At 58.2% G+C, this 4,195-nt stretch carries 5 protein-coding genes; 1 reads left to right on the top strand and 4 read right to left on the bottom strand.

All coding sequences use genetic code 11. The annotated features are described in order from the left end of the window. Nucleotides 1–99: 99 nt before the first annotated feature. The 3 genes from argC to WCA53_RS33245 all read right to left on the bottom strand — a co-directional run bounded on the left by argC (nucleotide 100) and on the right by WCA53_RS33245 (nucleotide 2,425). Nucleotides 100–1,053 (bottom strand): N-acetyl-gamma-glutamyl-phosphate reductase, encoded by a 954-nt coding sequence (argC, locus tag WCA53_RS33255; protein WP_423922056.1) that lies wholly within the window; start codon nucleotides 1,051–1,053, stop codon nucleotides 100–102. Between the two features lie 137 nt (nucleotides 1,054–1,190). Then, complete coding sequence (locus tag WCA53_RS33250) at nucleotides 1,191–1,757, bottom strand: flavodoxin family protein (protein WP_423922052.1); 567 nt, start codon at nucleotides 1,755–1,757, stop codon at nucleotides 1,191–1,193. A 128-nt stretch (nucleotides 1,758–1,885) separates the two neighbouring features. Next, nucleotides 1,886–2,425 (bottom strand): YbhB/YbcL family Raf kinase inhibitor-like protein, encoded by a 540-nt coding sequence (locus WCA53_RS33245; RefSeq protein ID WP_423922059.1) that lies wholly within the window; start codon nucleotides 2,423–2,425, stop codon nucleotides 1,886–1,888. 398 nt (nucleotides 2,426–2,823) lie between these two features. On the opposite strand from WCA53_RS33245, the gene WCA53_RS33240 reads away from it, so the two are divergent. Next, complete coding sequence (locus WCA53_RS33240) at nucleotides 2,824–3,531, top strand: response regulator (RefSeq protein ID WP_423922049.1); 708 nt, start codon at nucleotides 2,824–2,826, stop codon at nucleotides 3,529–3,531. Between the two features lie 82 nt (nucleotides 3,532–3,613). Here WCA53_RS33240 and WCA53_RS33235 read toward each other — a convergent pair. Further along, a partial coding sequence (locus WCA53_RS33235; RefSeq protein ID WP_423922044.1) for an orotate phosphoribosyltransferase occupies nucleotides 3,614–4,195 on the bottom strand: 582 nt, incomplete at its 5' end.

Raw genomic sequence — 4,195 nt, 5'->3', positions numbered from 1 at the left:
GCATGCGTAGGGCGCAGGCGAAAAAAAACCGGGTCGCGCGGTAGCTGCGAACCGGTTTTCTTTTTTCGAAGCGCCAGGACGCGCTTCGGGTGGATCAGGTCAGCGTTTCAGGCCAGCTTCTTCGGGGGCGCCGATTGCGAGGTTCATGCACTGGATGGCCGCGCCCGAAGCGCCCTTGCCCAGGTTATCGAGGCGCGCGAGCGTGACGAACCGCTCTTCGCTGCCGAACACGAACAGGTCGACACGATTCGTGTCGTTGCAAGCCTGGACATCGAAGAAACCGTCGTCCAGATTGCTTTCGGCATTGAACGGCAAGACGCGCACGAACGGTTCGTTGGCGTAGTACTCAGCGAGCAACGCCTGTATGTCCTGCGGCTTGGCGCTCCGGGCGAGTTGATTGGGCGAGAAGTACGTGGTGACGGCCAATCCCTTCAGGAAATTGCCGACGATCGGCGTGAACACCGGAGCGTGTTTCAAACCCGAGCGGACAGCCATTTCCGGCAAGTGCTTATGCGTGAGGCCGAGCGCGTAAGGGCGGGGGCTCGTGAGCCGGTCGTTTCCGCCCGCTTCGTAGTCGGCGATCATTTTCTTGCCACCGCCGCTGTAGCCCGTGATGGAGTACGCGTGTGCGGCGAAATCCGGGGAAACGAGACCACCCGCCATCAGGGGCTTCATGGCCAGCAGGAACGCCGAAGCGTGGCATCCCGGCACGGCGATGCGCTTGGCGCTGCGCATGCGCTCGCGCTGGGCCGGCATCAGTTCCGGCAAGCCGTACGCCCAGTCGTCCTGGGTGCGAAATGCCGTACTCGCGTCGATCACCACCGTGCGGTGATTGCCGGCATCGACCAGCGATACCGACTCGCGCGACGCCACGTCCGGCAAGCAAAGAAACGTCACGTCCGACGCGTTGATCAGCCTGCGACGCTCTTCCACGTCCTTGCGGCGCGACTCTTCGATACGCAACACCTCAATGTCATGCCGCTCCGACAGGTATTCAAAAATCTTCAGGCCGGTGGTGCCTTCCTGTCCGTCGACAAATACTTTGGTGGTCATCTCGTTTCTCGCTCTCGCTGGGTTCGATGGCGCCAGCGTCATGTCGGCCGGCCGCAGTCAAAACGCTATTTTAATGCGCCTGGCCGACAAAGCGATGACATTGCCGGGCGCGTTGGCCGATTGGCCTAAAAACAATCCTACTTCGCGTGCCAGCGGGAGGTGACGGCAGCGATCCGGGCGCCGAACGCCTTCGCCGTTTCCAGATCGCCGGGCGGCGGCGCTTCGTCGGGCGAAGCATCGGCCGGAGATTGCGTGAGCAAGCCAGTAAAGCCGCCGATGTAGTTCAGGTCGCTGCGCGTGGCCGCTTTCGTATTCGAGGGCATCATGCCCATCCCGGCCCAGATCATGCCGTGTTGCATCGCGAGCGTGACGAGGTAAGCAATGGTCGAGTGTTTGTCGCCGTTTATGGTCGCCGAGTTGGTGAAGCCGGCCGCGATCTTGTCCTTCCAGGACTGCAAAAACCAAGGCTTCGAACTGGCATCGGCGAACTTCTTGAAGTCCGCCGACGGGCCACCCATGTACGTCGGCGCACCGAAGATGATCGCGTCAGCGGCGTCGAGTTCAGCCCAGCCAGCCTCGTCCAGGTCCCCGACGGCTAGCAATTTCGCTTGCGCGCCCGCGTCGCGCGCGCCGGCGAGGACCGCCTCGGCCACTTTTTTCGTGTGGCCATAGCCACTGTGATAAACGATGACAATTTTTGACATATCTTTCCTATCCCACGGGGCAAAAGGCGGGGCGCCTTGTGCACGGGTAGCGGGGCCGTCGCGTTATAAGCCATAACCGGCGAAGGAAGGCCGGTCATCCGACGCGGCCAAGTCTAGCAAAGCCAAATTTAGCGGCCGTAGGTGACCACGAGTTGGGCCGTCGCGATGGTCGCGGTGCGGATCTCGTGTTCGAACATCAACGATGGGCTTCCCTGGTGAAGATGCAGGTCAATTGTGTCGAGCGCGTAGACGGTGATGATGTATCTATGCGGCTTGCCCGGCGGCGGGCACGGGCCGCCGTAACCGTCGATGTCGAAGTCGTTGCGCGATTCCACCGCTCCCATTTTTCGCAGCGCGCCCGATGCGCTGGCGTTGGCGGGCAACTGGGAAACCGTGGCGGGAATGGCGGCCACGGCCCAGTGCCACCAGCCGCGGCCCGGTGCGTCCGGGTCGAACACGGTGACGGCGAAACTCTGGGTGGCCGCCGGCGCGCCATGCCAGGAAAGTTCGGGGGAGTGATTGCCGCCCTTGCAATCGTCCTGGTCGAAGACGAGCGCAAGCGGTACCTGTCCAGCCGCCGGTATGTCGGTGCTTGTTAGCGCAAATGGCACAGAACCGGCGACGGCGGACAAATCTTTGGCGACCGCACCCGGCGCATTTGATACCATCGCGGCGCAGAAAACCGGAAGCCACATTGAACGTCTAGCGAGTCCGAGCAAGCCTACGTACACCACAATCAAGCGGTACACAACAAAACGCACAAGCTGGCATGCCAAGCGCATGGTGCGAAATCTCCTGTCACGGGCGCAGCCTGATACGGCCGTTTCACCTACTGTAACGATGTATTTTGTCTCAGAAATGGGCTTATTGACAGATTCAAGTTTAACATTGCGCGCGGGAACAATTTTTTTCAAATGTTCCGGCCGCGATTTAGCGCAATGCAACAAGAGGGCTTCGGCCTACGCCCACGATTTCGATCCCCTAGCTGAAAGGACAATGGAATGAAAGGTAACGCATTGTCTATAATGCCGAGGGAATCTGTCCAATTACGAGCGAGGGGAAAATAATGGGTCAACGGATAAAAGTCATTATTGCCGACGACCATCCTGTGATTTTGTTCGGTGCTGCGCAGGCCTTATTGAAATTCCCTGAAGTCGAAGTGGTAGGTCAAGCGCGACAATCGACCGAATTAATTCAACTTCTGCAAAAGTCGCCGTGCGATGTGGTGGTGTCCGACCTGGCCATGCCCGGCGGTCAATATGGCGACGGCATGCCGCTGCTGGGCTATATCGGCAGGCAGTTTCCGACGGTGCGCATTGTTGTGCTGACCATGCTGGAAAACCCTGCGCTGCTTAAACGCCTGCGTGAAGTGGGTGTGACGGCGGTCATCAATAAATCCGACGATCTCAGCCACATTGGCCTCGCTGTCGTTCACGTCATGCGCGGTCAGGAATATATCGGGCCTTCGGTGCGTCTTGCGCTGGACAGCATGGGTTTGTCCGCGAGCGGTCAGCAGCGTGACGTGGTTTTATCGAAACGCGAGCTCGAAGTGGTACGGTTATTTGTTTCCGGCATGACCATCACTGAAATAGCGGAGCAGTTGAAACGCAGTATCAAAACAATTAGCACACAAAAAAATACGGCCATGCGAAAACTCGGAATCGAACGAGATTCCGAATTGTTTCAATATGCGCAGAGTAATGGGTTATTGAATCTTTCTGCATACATAGGCGATGGAAATCTGGACGACGCCACGCCGGGAAAGATCGGATAATTCGAAATTAATTCGAATAAAAAAGCCGCTCGTTTCTTAAACGAGCGGCTTTTCAACTTATGCAATCAATTCAGAATATGAATTACTGCGGTGTTCCTGTCACGCCACCGTGCGCTGCCGACCATTCCGCAGGCGAATGCAGGAATTTTTCGACTTCATCGAGCGTTTTCGCTTCGAAATAGCCTGCTTCCTTCGCCACGCGCAGCACGTCCCACCACGTTGCGAGCGCGTGCAGGTCCACGTCGATGTCCTTCAACACCGACACGCTTTCCTTGAAAATGTTGTAGTGAAACAGCACGAAGCAGTGGTTCACCGTTGCGCCTGCGGTACGCAGCGCATTGATGAAATTGATCTTGCTGCGGCTGTCCGTAGTCAGGTCCTCCACGAGCAACACGCGCTGGCCTTCGGTCAGCAAACCTTCGATTTGCGCATTTCGGCCGAACCCCTTTGGCTTCTTGCGTACATATTGCATTGGCACCATCAAACGGTCCGACAACCACGCAGCGAACGGAATGCCGGCGGTTTCTCCGCCTGCAACTGCGTCGATCTGTTCGTAGCCGACATCGCGCAAAATGGTCGTCTCGGCCATTTCCATCAGGCCACGACGCACGCGCGGATACGAAATCAGCTTGCGGCAGTCGATATACACCGGGCTCGCCCAGCC

The organism is Caballeronia sp. (assembly GCF_049581465.1).
In the GTDB taxonomy this organism is placed as follows: domain Bacteria; phylum Pseudomonadota; class Gammaproteobacteria; order Burkholderiales; family Burkholderiaceae; genus Caballeronia.
Note: the sequence above shows the minus strand (reverse complement) of the source record. Positions and strands in the feature narration are given on the sequence as shown.